Below are 15,455 nucleotides of genomic sequence, written 5' to 3'. Positions count from 1 at the left end.
TCCTTGTCTGTTACGGGTGTTGCGGCCAATGATCGGTAATGTCATGCCACGTGGCCTTTGACGCCACACAGATATGCTTTTGTTTAGCGCCGGTGACGGGTGTGTCGAGAGTGCCCATGGCGATAGAGATCCAGTCGGCGTAGGGCCCTTTTGACGTTGACCAAAATAAGGATGAACCGCACTCGCCGCAGAACTGACGCAAGACCGACTCTGAAGACTCAAATGACTTGAGGCTTTCAGCACCGCGGGTCAATTCAAGATCGTTACGCAGCACATTAAAAAAGCTGGCAAAGGCGGCCCCGTGTCCTTTGCGGCATTGGCTGCAATGACAGTGTGAAACCACCTTGGGCGGCGTAGACGTTTGATAGTGGACCGCGCCGCACAAGCAACTGCCGAGCAAGAGGTTATCCATTGGCGCACACTTCCAGACGAGGAGAGCGTCACTCTAAACGCGGGCGGGCGCGCATCTCAATGTTTACTGCACCGCACGTCGTCATAATTCAGCCACTTCAGCGCCATAAAATGGTTGGCCTCTTATCAAACACTAAATAAATGATTGATTCCTAAGGCCCTGTAGGAGCGAGCTTGCTCGCGATCTGTTGATCTTGATCTGGCTTTTGATCTGAGAGGCCCCGTTAAACCACGCTGGCCGAACGCAGGTGTTGCGCAGTGGCACGGCGTAAGGCCGGAACCCTAAATGGCCGTTGCCGCAGCAACGGATATGTACCCAATAATACCAAAATGGATGGTTTCACGGCTGCACGCAGCCGATCGCAGCCTTTGTACCTCGTCAGCGACTACAGTCGGCTGTTTGCTGCGTGACAGCGCGGCGTCGATGCCTGGCTTGAGCCGTTTATGCATGAGCAAGACTAGCCTCAAGCTTGTTTGGTGTGTCGTTTTTAGTCGTAACGGCCTGAGTTGCGTTTATGGTGCGAGCAAGCTTAGCAACTCAGTTGTCAGGGCAGCAGCCTCTTGTCTATATCCGGCAGCCCAGCTGTTTGACCAATCATCAGGCCGTCCCTGATCATCCCATTCTGCCAGTGCAAGCCCGTTCAAGATTTCCAGCTCAAACCAGACGCGTTGCCAGGCATCGCCGTCCTCAACCAACGCAGTGTTTTGCCACAAGAATTCGGTTTGCGCGACAAAAGACGACCATGCGAACAGGTCGTCCGATGCACGCTCGGCCACGGCCCGCCAGCTCTTAGTGATTGTCATCAATGACGCCCTTAGAAAGTGGATATACACGGTATACCGCTGGTGACAAAAAAGCCCGCCAGACAAGAGCTGGCGGGCCATGTTCAGGTGGCAATAATCCAGATGCTATTTCTGGGTAATGCTGTCCGGCAAGGCATAAGCAATGATGTAGTCACCGACATCCGGTGAGTGGCTCATGCCACCGGCTGAGATGACCACATATTGCTTCCCGTTTGTCGGCGACTTGTAGATCAGGGGCGCAGCGACAGCGCCAACCGGTAGACGGGCTTTCCAGACTTCCTTGCCCGTGGCCGAATCAAGTGCCCGCAGGTAGTAGTCCTGAGTCCCGGCGAAAAACACCAGGCCTGATGCCGTTGAGGTTGGACCACCGAGTGTTGGCATGCCCAATGGAACCTGCAGGTGCGTTTTGATCCCGAGCGGGCCGGTGTCCTGGACAGTGCCAAGAGGCACCTGCCAGAGTAATTTCTGGTTGTTGAGGTTAATGGCGCTCATGCTGCCGAACGGTGGGGTATTGCACGGTACGCCCAGCGGCGATTGCAGAATATCGATTTTCACACCGCCATAAATACCGGCAACTTGCGGGCGAATGGTCCCCATGAAACCAGGCACTTCATCGGTCGAGACGTTGAATTTTTTGGTGTTCTCCTTGGTGACCAGTGACATGCGCAGCGGCATGCGCATGTCATTGACGTACATGATGCCGGTGTTTTCGTCGATCGAAATACCGCCCCAGTTCATGCCACCCAGCAGGCCAGGCCATTCGATATAAGGTTTTTCACTGGGAGGCGTAAAGGGGCCCAGGTACACGGAGTCCTTGAACATGATCCGGCAGTACAGCTGGTCGAAGGTAGACACGCCCCACATGGACTTCTCGGTTAGCGGTTGGGCACCAATGGTCGGCATCCCTACCGAGAACGGTTGCGTGGGCGACAGATGCTCGCCTTCTGCCGCTGGAGTGGTAGGCACTGCGCGCTCTACAACGTCTGTCACCGGTTTGCCAGTACGGCGATCGAGTACAAAGATATTTCCGGTCTTGGTGGTCTGTATCAAGACGGGTGTCTTCTCACCCTGAGCATTCTTGATGTCATAGAGAACAGGCTGAGACGGCAAATCATAATCCCAGACATCGTGGTGAACGGTCTGGTACACCCATTTAGCTTTACCCGTGGATGCATCGACTGCCACAACGGCTGAACCAAACTTTTCTTTAACCTGATTGCGATCCCCACCCCAGTAGTCGGGTGGGCCGTTGCCGGTCGGCAAGTAAACCAAGTTCAGTTCTTTGTCGTAGGTCGGAACGGTCCAGACGTTAGGTGTTTCCAGCGTGAATTGATGATCGTTCGCCGCGATATCTTTGCTGTCGGGTGCGCCGACATCCCAAGCCCACACTAAAGCCCCTGTCAGCACGTCGAATGCGCGAACGGCACCGGAAGGTTCACCCTCGACAATGTCGCGTACCCAGCCTCCGACTACGGTCAGGTGTCCCATTACCACTGGCAGCGAAGTCGGGTGATATCGCTTGCTGTGTTCGGTCGGGCCCATGCCTTTCTTGAGATCGACATAACCGTTATCGCCAAAACTTGGGCAGAGAGTGCCGGTATGAGCATCCAGCGCAAACAAACGTGCATCCACCGACGAGACCAGAATTCGCTGACGGCACTGTTGGTCATTGCTGTACGACGCCTTGATCTCGGTACTCAGGCTGTCGTCTTTATCAATATCGTAATAGCCCACACCCCGGCACGTTACGTGCTCTTCGCTCTTGGCATGCGGGTCAAACTTCCAGATCGGGGTCCCGGTATCACCGTTCAGGGCGGTGATCAGGTTCTCCGGGGTGCACGAGTACAAAACGTTACCAATTTGCAAAGGGGTATTTTCGTCTACCCCGGCACCGGCGCCCGTAGTACGACGGCCAGTTCTGTAGGTCCAGGCGCCCTGCAGGTCCTTGACGTTGTCCGGGGTGATTTGGGTGTATGGGGCAAAACGTGTTCCCGAAGCATTGCGTCCGAAAAACTCCCAATTGTCAGGGCCACTGGAGGGCTCTTCGGCCATTGGGTTGTCGGTGGCCGCGTCTGGGTTGGAAATAACGCCATGGGGATAAAACGCGGCAATGAATGTTGCGATCAGTCCCAGGAATACAGCAAAACCAAAGCGGTTAGCCAGGCGTCGGGTACTCAGCGAGGTGTTCGGCAAGGCTGCTCCTACCCACAAACTGAGGGTCAGGATTATCGCTGGAACGACCAGACGTGGCAGCAGTTCCCAGTAGCTGAACTGTCCGACTTCATAAAAGGCCCAGACACAAGTAGCCAGAAATATCGCAATTGAGAGGCCGACGCCGATGCGTTTTCGCAGTGCGAAGAGGGCCGCGAGCAGCAAATAAGCCAACCCGGCAATCAAGTAATAACTTGACCCACCTAATGAAACTAGTTTGACCCCGCCATAAATCAACGCTAACGCCACGACAAATACAAGAAGGGAAAACAATACCCTCGCTATATTGCTCATTGAGCGTCCTGCTGTGTGAGGTGATTTGTCATTCGTCATTGATTGAATGCTCGATTGGGTAAGAGAACACTGACCTGTTGTATACGAACAGCAGGGCCGAAAATTTATTGCCCCTTTTAAAGGGCCAGGCGTGAGCAGAGGGCTCTGGAGCGTGCATGAGAGTTTTTTCAGGCATTGTCGTGTCAGTGTATACACGAGCTGTTTTGGATAAATCCAAAGGCAGGAGAAACATTGTTGATAAAACAGTAATAATCTTCAGCGGCGAGGGACGATCGCTGCCCACAACTGCGCGGACTCGAGGGGCTGTGAGTAGTCAGTGGCATTTGAATAAAAGTGATTAGCGCTGTTATATGAAAGCGCCGGAAGAACAGTGTTGGATATTTACCATTTGGTGAATGATTTTAAGGGTCAGGGCTTTTCGCAAATCATTGCCAAGCACTTGGCTTCAGACTTCCTCGCCAGTGATATCTTCTACTCGGAAAATCTGAAGTCAGCGTCAATTCGAAACGTAAAGTCTCGAGAGTATAGGCCAGTATTCAGGTTGTTTATTCACAATTGATTAGCCAAGGCCCTGTCCACCAAACGCAAACTGTTACGCCCCCCGCGTTTGGAGGCGTAAAGCGCGGCGTCGCCCAGTTCGATCAACTGGGTGAGGCTGGCAGGAGGGCGGTCGAAGAGTTCGGCGCCGATACTCAGGGTGACCGCTTGTGGGGTGGCGAAGGTTTGTGAAGTGGCGAGGTAAAACGGCTCGCGCAGGGCGCTGGCCAGCGCTTCAATGCGCTCGCTTGAGGCGTTGCTCAACAGGATCAAAAATTCATCGCCGCCCAACCGGGCTGCCAGTGCGTCTTTGGGCAGTACCGCACGAATCATTTCGCTCAGGGAGATCAATAGCCGGTCGCCTGCCGTATGGCCAAACAGGTCGTTGATCAGTTTGAAGTTGTCGATGTCGATCAGCAGCAATGCCCCAGGTCGTTCGGCTGAGACACCGTTCAGCAAAGGCGGCGCGCGCATTTCGAGGGCGCGGCGGTTGTACAGGGCGGTCAATGGATCGCGGGCGGCGAGGCGGGCGATCTGTTTTTCGCGCCGGTAGCGTTCTGTTCCGGTCATCGACAAGGCGATCAGCATGATTGCCATTGCGCCTTCTACCAACGAGATCTGAATGATCTCGCCGCGAAACGCGGCCAGGTCAATAAACTCGCCCGGAAGCACTGCGATCAGCGCTTTGATGAGATAAAACACCCCGTGAATCAGCAGTACATAACGTAACTGCACGGCCCCCACGCTCAACGACTTGCCGTGGGGGCGCAACAACCAGCTGGCCTTGAGTGCCAGGAGCGCGACCAACAGCGAATTGACCAGCAACATGACCCTGGACCATGACGGTTCATTCGGGATGAGCAGCAGTACGGGCCAGATCGCAAAAATAAGGTACCAACTGCGCGACAAACGCACTTGTGTGAAGCGCGCAACACCCAGCAGAAACAACCAGTGGGCCACCACCAGCAAGCCGTTGGCGAACCAGATACCGATGAGCAGCAGTCCGATACTGCGTAACAGCGCCAGGGATGAGCCTATGGCGATGGTGGCAAAACCTGCACTCCACAACAGCAGCGAGGATTCGCGCACGCTGCGCCATTCAATGGCCAGATAGAGTGCGGCGGCAGCGGCCAGCGCGATGGTCAGGGTCAATAACGTGAGAGGGTCGAGCGCCATGAATTGACCGGCTTGCCTTAAGTGCGGAGGTGCTGGCAATTGTATGCGTATTTAGTGACTTTTCGCAGACTGCTGGACGCACTTCATCCCCCTGTAGGAGCGGGCTTGCTCGCGATGCAGGCAATTCGGTGTATCTGTGACACCTTGTCGACCCCATCGCGAGCAAGCCCGCTCCCACAAAACAATGCTATCTGTGCAGGGCCCTCCTGCCGATCTGAACGATCTTTTGCTCATCCGTTAACTGCGCACAGCCCGCCGAGCCATAACCAGCGCCAACACTGGTGCCACGGTAAACAGTCCGAACAACCACAGTGCCGCATTGGCGATGCCGGTATTGCCCGTCGCGTCATTAATGCCCGCTACGTTGGAAATCACCCCGGCCAATGCTGCGCCCATGGCCATGGCGAATAATTGCAATGTGGTGATCGAGGCAGCAGCGGTGTCTTTGTCTTGTTCCGACGCCACCTGCAAGATACGCGTCAGCAGGTGCGGCCAGCCCAGGCCGATACCAAATCCCACCAGGAACAGCCCGAGGCAGATTGGCGCCAGTTGCATCCATTCACCGAGGCTCGCCATGGGCGTGGTGATTGCCAGCATTACCAGGCCAATCACGATAAACATTGGCCCCGCAAGGATGGCGCGCTGTGGGCCTCTACCTGTCCAGCCGGAGCTGAGGATTTCCGAGACGGTCCAGCCCGCCGCCATCAACGCTGTCATGTAGCCGGCAGCCAACGGCGACTGACCATGCAAGTGTTGCAGAAAATACGGCATGAAAATCTCGCTGCTCATCCCGATCACCAGCAGGCAAGTGGTCGCGTATAGCGCGCACAGCGGGGTACTGAACCTGAATGCGTCTTTAGGCAGCAGGCGAACCGAGGCGTTGGATTCGTAGCGGATCAGCATGAACACCAGCACCGCGCAGACGGCAATACCCAGCACGTTCCAGCTTGGCAGCGACGAGACACTGCCTGCACACACCGCCAGCACGGCAGCAGCCAACAGCACCAATTGCACAACCGGCAGGCGCGTAGACGCAACGGCTTCACTGTCGCGGGGCGGCAAGGCGCGGTGAGTCAAGGCGATATAGGCAAGACTCACCGGAACCATCACGCCAAAGGCCATGCGCCAGGCATCCATTTCGGCAAATACACCCCCCACCGCAGGCCCGACCAAGGTCGCGACACCCCACATACCCGACACCAGTGCCATGGCCCGCGGCCACAGACGCTCTTCAAACACCAGTTGAATCATCGAGTAACACAAGGCCAGCAGCACGCCACCGCCCAGTCCTTGAATCAAGCGCCCCGCGAGCATCACCGGCATGCTCGGCGCCAATGCGCAGATCAGCACGCCGACCATAAATATCAAGGTGGCGAGGGTATACGCCAGGCGCGGGCCGGTGTGCTGGAGCAATTTGGACGTCAGTGCAGAGCCCAGGATAGACGCCACCACGTACAGCGTGGTGCTCCAGGCATAGAGTTCCAACCCGCCGATTTCGGCGACCACCGAGGGCAAAATCGTCGTGGCGATATAAGTGTTGGTGGCATAAAGCGCAATGCCCCCCGAGAGGGCGATGGAGCGGGTGGCGTTCTTGCCGAGGAGTAATTCTCCCCAACTGCTGTCTTGGGCTTGCATGGATGTTTCCTTGTACGGCGACTGCCTGTGAACGCTCGGCGAATTGCATGAAACGTAGGGTTGGGTTAATTTGCCAAGCAATTGCTTTGAATATTGCTGTGGGGCTCTTTATTTTGTCAAGAAATGACTTGGAATATTCGGCGTCGTCATCTCCGGCGGATCGCCTTTTACATCTGCTCAAAACACGCGGGCCACAACTGGCCAGTGATGCGGGCGAGTATTTGGGCACCACCGGGGAGGCGGCACGACAACAATTGGTCAAGCTGGCGGCCAGCGGTTTGGCAGAGGCCAAGGCAGAGGTGCGCGGTGTCGGGCGCCCGACTCAGGTCTGGCACTTGACCGCAGCGGGGCATGCGCGTTTTCCGGATACGCATTCAGAACTGACGGTGCAGCTGTTGCAGACCGTGCGCGAAACCTTTGGTGAAGACGCGATTGAGCGTTTGATCGATGTACGTGAGCGGCAGACCCAGGCGCTGTATGAGCGCGAAATGCAAGGTGTGGTGGGCCTTAAAGCGCGGGTAGAGCGACTGGCACAGTTACGCAGCCGTGAAGGCTACATGGCCCAATGTAGCGAGCAACCGGATGGCGCCCTGATATTGGTTGAAAACCACTGCCCGATCTGCGCGGCCGCCACCGCATGCCAAGGGTTTTGCCGGGCAGAATTGCAGGTGTTCGAGCAGGTGCTACAGGCGAAAGTCGAGCGCGTGGAGCACATCCAGTTGGGTGCCAGGCGTTGTGCTTATCGCATTGTATGAAAGACACTCGGCACAGGTAACGTGGGTGCTTTTAACTGATTTGGTTTAATCAATTTGAAGGATTTGCCATGACCCCACCCCAACTCATCCGACCAGCGCTTGCCAGCGACGAAGCTGCAATTCGCGCCTGTGCCGAACAGGCCTATTCGCAATATGTGGCTACCATAGGACGCAAACCTGCGCCGATGTTGGCTGATTTTGCCGCGCAGATTGCAGAGAGGCAGGTGCATGTTTGCGTGAATGGACAAGGCGATTTTCAAGGATTCATAGTGTTCTTTTCCGTTGATCAGCACATGTTTCTTGAAAACGTTGCGGTTTCAACAGCGGGGCAGGGTAAGGGGATCGGCAAGGCGCTGGTGCAATTTTGCGAAGCGACGGCGTTAAGCCAAGGGCTTGGCAGCGTGAGCCTGTATACCAATGCCAAAATGACCGCCAATTTGGCAATCTACCCGCGGCTAGGGTACGTAGAAGTCGGACGTCGCTCAGAAGCTGGTTTTGACCGCGTCTACTTTGAAAAAAACTTGCTGGCGGCCAGTCAGCAACGTGGATAACCGTAAATCCCTGACGAGCCTGCGCAGCGGTGGTTCCGGCGTTAATGTGAAGGGGGCTCAAGCCCAATGCGCCGGGTCATCGACGATGGCCTGGTGTTCTTGCAGCATCTTCGGGATTTCTTTTTTCAAGAATTCGACCCACGTTTTAACTTTCGCATCCAGAAAGCGGCGCGAAGGGTAGAGCGCATAGATGCTTTTTTCATGCAGGCGGTAATGCGGCAGCAGGCGAACCAATGAGCCGCTGAGGTAGGACGCCACGCTCACGTAGTCCGGCATCAGACAGACACCCAGCCCCGCTTCGGCAGCTTTGGCCATGGCCTCGGCAACGTTGACCCGAAACACTTCACCCGGACGAATCGAACGCTCACCCTGTTCATCACGGAACGTCCAGCTGTCGGTGAACAAAGGGTCGACAAGGTGCAGGCAGCGATGCTCGCTCAGTTGTTCCGGGGTTTGCGGGATACCCTGTTTTTCCAGGTAGGAAGGGGCTGCACTGAGCACGCTGTAAATGCGCCCCAACTCCTGGCCCACCAACTCGGAATCGGGCAACTGAGCTGACAAGGTAATGACCACGTCGTGGCCTTCCTCAAACAGATCGGGCTGGCGTTGCGACAGGGTCAAGTCGACATTCACCTGCGGGTACAGCTCGGCGTACCTGGCGACCAAGGGGGCCAGCAACTGAATCCCGATGCCCGTGGTGGATTGCACGCGCAAATGGCCACGAGGTATCAGGTGCGCCCCTCCGGCTTCAGCATTGGCGTCTTCAATTTCTCCGAGAATCAGCCGACAACGTTCCAGATAGCGCATGCCGACTTCGGTCAGGGCCAGGCGACGGGTGCTGCGCTGCAACAAACGTGCTTGTAGTGAAGATTCCAGTTCAGACAGCAAACGAGAGGTTTGCGCGGTTGAATAGCCCAGCGCCTGAGCCGCTGCGGTAAAACTGCCTGTCTCGACTACGCGAACGAACACTCGCATCGCCTGAAAAATATCCATGCTTCTTGTAACCCCACACGTAGGCGTGCTTTTTGGTGATGGCAATCATTACACAGAGCGCTGAAAGATACCGTGTTGGTGTGTTCACAGGTTTTAGATGACAAATCGTTGTGTACTGTAGGAATATTCTTTTTTTGACGTAAAAAAATTGCTTATAAAACAAAAAGCTATGAGCCATCGCTACTAAAAGTACGCAGTCCGTGGTTTCGAGTTACTTGATTTTGTCATCGTATGTGCTTGATTCTTATGGATTGGGATCTTTTCGTACAAGTATCTGTCAGACGTTTACCCTGTTTTGGTCAGCTCTTTCATGCCTCGTTCGAAGAGGCCAGCGGACCTAGATGTACTACTCACAAGGCGCCTATTTTTGAAAAACACCGAACATCCGCGGCCTAAAGCCTCCAGCTCCGAAATTGACCTGGTCGACCTGTTCTCTTTTTTTTGGCAGCAAAAGAAGTTTATTGCGACTACTTCAGCAATCGCTGGCGCCATTGCACTGGGTTACGTCTTGGTGGTGCAGCCGATTTATCAGGCAAGCACTGTGCTGCGCCCAGCCGAGATTAATGAACTGGATGCCTTGAACCGTTCAGAGGTCTACAAGCTCCCACCGAATGAAGCGCTATTGAAAGTCGGTGCGGCACTGGATTCCTATGAAACGCGCCTGAGCTTCTTCCGCAGCCATCAGGATTTGTTCAAGCCGCTGGAAAAAGAGGGCATGACGTTTGAACAAAGCTTTGAGATTTTTAACCGGGACTCGATCAACCTGACTCAAGTCGGTGTCAAAAACGCTGATGCCTTGAGCCCGTCCATCAAGCTTGAGCTGACCTATCCCAAGTCAGTATTGGGCGTCGATATCATCAATGGGTTTGTTGCCTACGCAATCGATATTCAGCGTGCGCAAATCACTTCTGATCTCAAGACTATTATTAATAACCGTCAGAAAGAGCTGAGAGAAAAGATCAGCGCCGCGCGATTGGGCTACCAGTCAGACAAAGAAGCCAAGATTGCCACGCTTGAAGAAGACGATGAGTTAAAGCGCGCTACCTTGAAGGACGAGCTACAGGCCCTGCGCCTGCAACTCAAGGCCGTGCGTGAAGCGCGTATTGATCAGCTAAATGAAGCCATTAGCATTGCCACTACGTTGGGTATTTCCCGCCCGACCACGCCTTATGCCATGGGCGAGAGTGCTGCCGGCGGGTCACGGGTGATTCGCACGGACATCACCTCCCAGGATACGCCGCTGTACTTTTTGGGTACTCAAGCCCTGCAAGCTGAACGCGCGGTGTTGCTCAAGCGGACTTCCGATGACTTTACAGATCGAAGGGTTCTGGAGATTGACAAAAAGCTGAAATTGCTGGAGGTCAATCGCGAGGTTGAACTGCTCGGCAAGCGCGCCAATGAAGATGTTTACCTTAAAAATATCGAGCCTTTGCGTGCAGAGATCGTCCGCCTGGGCAACTTGAATACCGACATGAGCACCTTGGGCCTGGTCAGTATCGATCGTAAGGCTCAGACGCCTGTCAGCGCACTCAAACCGAAAAAAGCCCTGACCATTTTACTGGGCTTATTCCTCGGTGGTTTGTTGGGCTTGGGTATTACCACGGTGCGTTACTTCAATGTCCGCCGCCGTGAAGAGCTCAAGCAGTCAAGCTAAAACCGCAACAGATTTGATCTGCAGCCAGATGCTTTGCCCTGGCTGCAGGTCAAGCTGGTCACGTGAATAGCGGGTAATACGGGCCAGCAGGGCGCTGCCGTCGATGTCCACACGCACCAGCACATGGGCTTGATTGTCTGCCGCTGTTTCGCTGATGACAGTGGCTTGCAGGCTATTGAGGATACTGCTGTGTTCACTGCGATTGAGGCTCAGGCTGATGTCGCGGGCTTGCACCTTTACCCGTAATGCCTGACCTACCCCCAGTGGCGCATGGGCAACGCGCAAGCATTGAGTACTGTTTGGCAGTTGCAGGGTCAGCAATTGATACTGCGCATCGTAAGCACACACCGTTCCTTCGATCACTACGCCTGCGTCATCACCTTGAGACAGCGGTAGATCAAGCCTGGCCAGAATCTCACCGATAGGCCCGCTGGCCAGAGCTTTGCCTTCGCTCAGAAGCACAATGTGGTCAGCCAGACGCGCGACTTCGTCCTGCGAGTGGCTCACATACAGCACCGGTATATCCAGTTCGGCATGCAGGCGCTCAAGGTAGGGCAAGATCTCGGCCTTGCGCTGGCTGTCGAGTGCGGCGAGCGGCTCGTCCATCAGCAACAGTTTGGGACTGGTCAACAGGGCGCGGGCAATACCGACCCGCTGACGCTCGCCACCCGACAAGTGATTGGGGGCACGTTCCAGCAGATGAGTGATGCCGAGCAAGTCAGCCGCGTGGGCCAGTTCTACCCGGCGTGCCTGGCGCGGGATACGGCGCAGGCCGAATTCAAGGTTGGCGCGCACCGAGAGGTGCGGGAACAGGCTGGCCTCTTGAAAGATATACCCCAATGAACGCTTATGAACCGGGACAAACAGCTTGTTGTGGCTGTCTTGCCAGACTTCATCATTGATCTGCACGAAGGCGTGTTCAGCACGCTCCAGACCCGCGATACAGCGCAGGCTGGTGGTTTTGCCAGACCCCGAGTGACCAAACAAAGCCGTCACCCCTTTACCGGGCAACTGCACGTCCAGGTCCAGCGAAAAGCCGGAATAGCTGAGCTGCAGCCGAACATTGATATGCGAACTCATGTTCAACTCCAGGTGCTTTGAGATTTACGACTTGAGTACAGCGCCAACAGCACCAGAAATGAAAACACCACCATGGCGCCTGCCAACCAGTGCGCCTGGGCATATTCCAGTGCTTCAACGTGGTCGTAGATTTGCACGGAAACCACGCGGGTTTTTTCCGGGATATTGCCGCCAATCATCAGCACCACACCAAATTCGCCGACCGTATGAGCAAAGCCCAGAATCGCCGCAGTGATAAAACCGGGGCGTGCGAGCGGTAGCACCACGGTAAAAAAACAATCCCAAGGATTGGCCCGCAACGTGGCGGCAACTTCCAGTGGTCTGGGACCGATGGCAGTGAATGCGTTCTGCAAAGGCTGAACGACAAAGGGCATTGAATAAATCACTGAGCCGATCACCAGCCCGGCAAAACTGAAGGTCAGCGTTCCTAGCCCCATGGCCTGGGTGAGCTGCCCGACATAGCCATGCGGGCCCATCGCCAGCAACAGATAAAAACCGATGACGGTGGGCGGCAACACCAGCGGCAAGGCCACGATAGCGCCAATCGGGCCGCGCAGCCGTGAGCGGGTATGCGCGAGCCACAGGGCGATCGGAGTGCCGACCAGTAGCAGAATGACCGTGGTCAGTGACGCCAGCTTCAGGGTCAGCCAGATGGCCGCAAAGTCAGCACTCGAGAGCGGCATTTACAGCTGATAACCGTAGGATTTGATAATGGCCGCTGCTTTAGGGCCTTTCAGGTATTCAGTCAGGGCTTTGGCAGCGGGGTTGTTCTCACCCTTCTTCAGGATCACCGCGTCCTGTTTGATCGGGTCGTGCAAGGCTTCTGGCACCAGCCAGGCGGAACCTTCACTGACTTTGCCATCTTTATAGATCTGCGACAGGGCGACAAAACCCAATTCGGCGTTGCCCGTCGAGACGAATTGATAGGCCTGGGTGATGTTCTGGCCTTCAACAATCTTGCCTTTGACTGCGTCAGTCAGTCCCAATTTTGCCAGCACTTGTGTGGCCGCGAGGCCGTAAGGGGCTGCTTTAGGGTTGGCGATAGACAGGTGTTTGAACTGGTTTTGCTTCAGCACTTCGTCAGTGCCGTTGATGTAGCCGTCTTTGGCTGACCACAGCGCCAGCGTGCCGATGGCGTAGGTGAAGCGTGAGCCTGGGACGATATCGCCTTCTTTTTCGAGTTTTTCTGGCGTGCTGTCATCGGCTGCCAGGAAGACTTCAAACGGGGCGCCATTTTTGATCTGGGTGTAGAACTGGCCTGTGGCGCCATAAGCAGCGATCACTTTGTGCCCGGTGTCTTTTTCAAAGTCTTTGGCGATGGCCTGAATCGGCGCGGTGAAGTTGGCCGCGACGGCTACCTGAACGTCATCGGCCTGCGCTGAAGTAAACGCGAAACATCCAATCAGTGCCGCAAGCGCGGAGGGGGCAAAGTGTCGAGCGCGAAGATTCATGGCGTAACTCCATTCCTTTAGAAGCGTGAGCTGCCCGGATTGTTGGGTCGGTTTTGGGCAGGCTAGAGGAAGATAGACGGTATATAAAAAAATATATAGCCCTGTGCTATGCCTCAGCCTGCCTTGCGCAGGGTGATATTGATGCGCTGCTCGCCCAACTCTGGATGGTTGCCCGGTTTTATCGGCAGTACGCCATGGAAACGCAAGCGATCAACGCCGCCCCACACCACCACATCGCCATGGAACAGAGAGATCCGCTGCGCCGGGTCACTGCGCTGAAAACCGCCAAATTGGAAGATCGCAGGCAGGCCCAGAGAAATCGAGACGATAGGGGCATCGTAAGAACGTTCGTTTTTGTCCTGATGCAGGGACATTTTTGCGCCGGGACTATAGGTATTAATCAGCCCAGCATCAGGTACAAAACCTGCAAAACCAGCCGCGCTCGCAGCGCCAGCGGCGATGTCGAAAAAGGCCTCTGGCATCAGCGGCCAGGCTGTCGCGCTGACGGGGTCAACAGGGCTGTAGCGGTAGCCGTGGCTGTCCGAGGTCCAGCCCAAATCACCGCAACTGCTCAAACGGGCCGACATGGTAAAACCGCCGGGGGTTTGCATGTGCCTGAAGGGCGATTGCTGCAACACGCCCTCAAGAGCGCTTAACAGTGCCTCGACCCACGGCAGGGCGAACCCGCGAAGTACAAACGCCTGAGCCCCGATGTGTTCAATCCGGGCGGGCTGCTGCAGGTCGTCTTCGCCAAACAGGTCGAACGTCATCAGGCTTAGAGCGCCTTGCTGACCTTGATGTCGGTAAATACCTCGGTATCACCGTGGAGCTTTTTCAGCGCTTCGCGTGCTTCTTCTTCGCTGCCAGTTTTGAGCTGGGCAAAGTCAAAGCGGCGTTCGTCGCTGAGCTTGTACTTGATGACGTATTTAACGGTGTCCACAGTATTTCCTGTCTATTAGAGGTGTCAGGCTTAGCGCAGCTTGGAGGTTGAGCGACGTACGATCTTGATCGTAGGCTTGAACGAAGGCTTGCGGGTCACGCTGATGGCACGGGTGGTTACCGTATCGATAGTAATGTTCCAGAAACCGGTGCTTGGCGCGGTGATGCGAGCCGGGAAGTCTTTGAAAGCGCCGCCGTGATAAGAGTGGCGCCCGCCATTCTTGAAACTGCGAAAGTGTGCATCGCTCATCAGGCGGATATTACAGGGCTGGGAACACTCGATAACGACAATGTCGTCTTCGTTAAGGTGCTCGCGCTGGTGAATGAACTTCATGTGGGCTCCAAAAAGGGGGCTTTTGCCAAAAAAATCAGCACGATAGCACGTGCTTTAGTCCAAGCTTGGGTCTAAAGGCGCTTATTATGCCGTGGTTCAGGCGAGTCTGACGTAAAAGGCAGATAATTGGCCACTGTTGAAAACTTATTCCCTGACATCAGGGAGCAAAGTTAAAGATTTACTGTCTTAGGGTCTTTAACGGAGGAATTGTATGAAGTGGGGCGTTTTGGTGGCGATGCTGGCGTTGGGTGGCTGTGCTTCAGTGACGGATATCGAGCACACGATTCCTACTCTGAATGTTATTTCAGGCAAAAAACCGGATGCCTATGCCCAATGCCTGGTGCAACAGTTGTCCAAAACTCGAAACGACCCACAGATCGAGCCGCACAAAGATGGGCTGAGGGTTATCGTGCCGCAAAAGCTGACCTCCAATCCAACGGCGGTCATTGATATCGAAGAGCGTTCAGGCGGCAGCAGCATCAAGCTCTATGAAAGCATGTCCAATGTGCCGGTTCGCCCGGGGGACATCCGTCAGTCAGCCACGCATTGTATTTCTGGAGAATAACGCAGGCACCTGAACGGCCCGCGTTCCTCGTAAAACCTGACAGCGGCTCAAGGCAGCGTCAGGTT

The 15,455-nt window shown here is 55.3% G+C and carries 16 protein-coding genes; 4 read left to right on the top strand and 12 right to left on the bottom strand.

What is annotated here, in order from left to right:
* Window positions 1-10 precede the first annotated feature (10 nt).
* From GHO32_RS17370 to GHO32_RS17350, 5 genes are all read right to left on the bottom strand, one after another.
* Window positions 11-412 (bottom strand): GFA family protein, encoded by a 402-nt coding sequence (locus GHO32_RS17370; protein ID WP_153335456.1) that lies wholly within the window; start codon window positions 410-412, stop codon window positions 11-13.
* A 512-nt stretch (window positions 413-924) separates the two neighbouring features.
* Window positions 925-1,215, bottom strand: a complete 291-nt coding sequence (locus GHO32_RS17365) for a hypothetical protein (RefSeq protein WP_153335457.1) — start codon at window positions 1,213-1,215, stop codon at window positions 925-927.
* A 105-nt stretch (window positions 1,216-1,320) separates the two neighbouring features.
* Window positions 1,321-3,720 (bottom strand): membrane-bound PQQ-dependent dehydrogenase, glucose/quinate/shikimate family, encoded by a 2,400-nt coding sequence (locus GHO32_RS17360; protein WP_153337966.1) that lies wholly within the window; start codon window positions 3,718-3,720, stop codon window positions 1,321-1,323.
* 549 nt (window positions 3,721-4,269) lie between these two features.
* Complete coding sequence (locus tag GHO32_RS17355; protein ID WP_153332811.1) at window positions 4,270-5,433, bottom strand: GGDEF domain-containing protein; 1,164 nt, start codon at window positions 5,431-5,433, stop codon at window positions 4,270-4,272.
* A 237-nt stretch (window positions 5,434-5,670) separates the two neighbouring features.
* Window positions 5,671-7,068, bottom strand: coding sequence for an MFS transporter (locus tag GHO32_RS17350; protein ID WP_153332809.1), 1,398 nt, complete (start codon window positions 7,066-7,068; stop codon window positions 5,671-5,673).
* Between the two features lie 128 nt (window positions 7,069-7,196).
* On the opposite strand from GHO32_RS17350, the gene GHO32_RS17345 reads away from it, so the two are divergent.
* Both GHO32_RS17345 and GHO32_RS17340 read left to right on the top strand, forming a co-directional pair.
* Window positions 7,197-7,823, top strand: coding sequence for a metalloregulator ArsR/SmtB family transcription factor (locus GHO32_RS17345; RefSeq protein ID WP_218576892.1), 627 nt, complete (start codon window positions 7,197-7,199; stop codon window positions 7,821-7,823).
* Between the two features lie 68 nt (window positions 7,824-7,891).
* Complete coding sequence (locus tag GHO32_RS17340; protein ID WP_123749325.1) at window positions 7,892-8,374, top strand: GNAT family N-acetyltransferase; 483 nt, start codon at window positions 7,892-7,894, stop codon at window positions 8,372-8,374.
* Window positions 8,375-8,431: 57 nt separating this feature from the next.
* Here GHO32_RS17340 and GHO32_RS17335 read toward each other — a convergent pair whose 3' ends face one another.
* Window positions 8,432-9,367: a LysR family transcriptional regulator gene (locus tag GHO32_RS17335; RefSeq protein ID WP_123749324.1), complete on the bottom strand. Its 936-nt coding sequence runs from the start codon at window positions 9,365-9,367 to the stop codon at window positions 8,432-8,434.
* A 367-nt stretch (window positions 9,368-9,734) separates the two neighbouring features.
* On the opposite strand from GHO32_RS17335, the gene GHO32_RS17330 reads away from it, so the two are divergent.
* Complete coding sequence (locus tag GHO32_RS17330; protein ID WP_256665432.1) at window positions 9,735-11,021, top strand: Wzz/FepE/Etk N-terminal domain-containing protein; 1,287 nt, start codon at window positions 9,735-9,737, stop codon at window positions 11,019-11,021.
* Here GHO32_RS17330 and modC read toward each other — a convergent pair.
* From modC to GHO32_RS17300, 6 genes are all read right to left on the bottom strand, one after another.
* Window positions 11,013-12,101: a molybdenum ABC transporter ATP-binding protein gene (gene modC, locus GHO32_RS17325; protein WP_153332803.1), complete on the bottom strand. Its 1,089-nt coding sequence runs from the start codon at window positions 12,099-12,101 to the stop codon at window positions 11,013-11,015. The genes GHO32_RS17330 and modC overlap by 9 nt on opposite strands.
* A gap of 2 nt (window positions 12,102-12,103) precedes the next feature.
* On the bottom strand, window positions 12,104-12,784 hold the full coding sequence (modB, locus tag GHO32_RS17320; RefSeq protein ID WP_048373386.1) for a molybdate ABC transporter permease subunit: 681 nt from the start codon (window positions 12,782-12,784) through the stop codon (window positions 12,104-12,106).
* On the bottom strand, window positions 12,785-13,552 hold the full coding sequence (gene modA, locus GHO32_RS17315; protein WP_153332801.1) for a molybdate ABC transporter substrate-binding protein: 768 nt from the start codon (window positions 13,550-13,552) through the stop codon (window positions 12,785-12,787).
* Window positions 13,553-13,665: 113 nt separating this feature from the next.
* Entirely contained in the window at window positions 13,666-14,322 is a 657-nt protein-coding gene (alkB, locus tag GHO32_RS17310) for a DNA oxidative demethylase AlkB (protein ID WP_153332799.1), read from the bottom strand.
* Between the two features lie 5 nt (window positions 14,323-14,327).
* On the bottom strand, window positions 14,328-14,492 hold the full coding sequence (locus GHO32_RS17305; RefSeq protein ID WP_088500292.1) for a hypothetical protein: 165 nt from the start codon (window positions 14,490-14,492) through the stop codon (window positions 14,328-14,330).
* 30 nt (window positions 14,493-14,522) lie between these two features.
* On the bottom strand, window positions 14,523-14,825 hold the full coding sequence (locus tag GHO32_RS17300) for a DUF1883 domain-containing protein (RefSeq protein WP_048373382.1): 303 nt from the start codon (window positions 14,823-14,825) through the stop codon (window positions 14,523-14,525).
* 211 nt (window positions 14,826-15,036) lie between these two features.
* Here GHO32_RS17300 and GHO32_RS17295 point away from each other — a divergent pair, with 211 nt between their 5' ends.
* Window positions 15,037-15,390, top strand: coding sequence for a hypothetical protein (locus GHO32_RS17295; RefSeq protein ID WP_123749319.1), 354 nt, complete (start codon window positions 15,037-15,039; stop codon window positions 15,388-15,390).
* The last annotated feature ends 65 nt before the right edge of the window (window positions 15,391-15,455 follow it).

The organism is Pseudomonas sp. FSL R10-2189 (assembly GCF_009600325.1).
Taxonomy (GTDB): Bacteria; Pseudomonadota; Gammaproteobacteria; order Pseudomonadales; family Pseudomonadaceae; genus Aquipseudomonas; species Aquipseudomonas helleri.
The sequence above is the reverse complement of the archived record's forward strand: the minus strand, read 5'-3'. Positions and strand labels throughout refer to the sequence as shown.

Excerpts from the sequence above, each read along its gene's own strand:
- GHO32_RS17370 (WP_153335456.1), bottom strand. The coding sequence starts at position 412 with ATGGATAACCTCTTGCTCGGCAGTTGCTTGTGCGGCGCGGTCCACTAT.
- GHO32_RS17365 (WP_153335457.1), bottom strand. The coding sequence starts at position 1,215 with ATGACAATCACTAAGAGCTGGCGGGCCGTGGCCGAGCGTGCATCGGAC.
- GHO32_RS17360 (WP_153337966.1), bottom strand. The coding sequence starts at position 3,720 with ATGAGCAATATAGCGAGGGTATTGTTTTCCCTTCTTGTATTTGTCGTG.
- GHO32_RS17355 (WP_153332811.1), bottom strand. The coding sequence starts at position 5,433 with ATGGCGCTCGACCCTCTCACGTTATTGACCCTGACCATCGCGCTGGCC.
- GHO32_RS17350 (WP_153332809.1), bottom strand. The coding sequence starts at position 7,068 with ATGCAAGCCCAAGACAGCAGTTGGGGAGAATTACTCCTCGGCAAGAAC.
- GHO32_RS17340 (WP_123749325.1), top strand. The coding sequence starts at position 7,892 with ATGACCCCACCCCAACTCATCCGACCAGCGCTTGCCAGCGACGAAGCT.
- GHO32_RS17335 (WP_123749324.1), bottom strand. The coding sequence starts at position 9,367 with ATGGATATTTTTCAGGCGATGCGAGTGTTCGTTCGCGTAGTCGAGACA.
- modC (WP_153332803.1), bottom strand. The coding sequence starts at position 12,101 with ATGAGTTCGCATATCAATGTTCGGCTGCAGCTCAGCTATTCCGGCTTT.
- modB (WP_048373386.1), bottom strand. The coding sequence starts at position 12,784 with ATGCCGCTCTCGAGTGCTGACTTTGCGGCCATCTGGCTGACCCTGAAG.
- modA (WP_153332801.1), bottom strand. The coding sequence starts at position 13,552 with ATGAATCTTCGCGCTCGACACTTTGCCCCCTCCGCGCTTGCGGCACTG.
- alkB (WP_153332799.1), bottom strand. The coding sequence starts at position 14,322 with ATGACGTTCGACCTGTTTGGCGAAGACGACCTGCAGCAGCCCGCCCGG.
- GHO32_RS17300 (WP_048373382.1), bottom strand. The coding sequence starts at position 14,825 with ATGAAGTTCATTCACCAGCGCGAGCACCTTAACGAAGACGACATTGTC.
- GHO32_RS17295 (WP_123749319.1), top strand. The coding sequence starts at position 15,037 with ATGAAGTGGGGCGTTTTGGTGGCGATGCTGGCGTTGGGTGGCTGTGCT.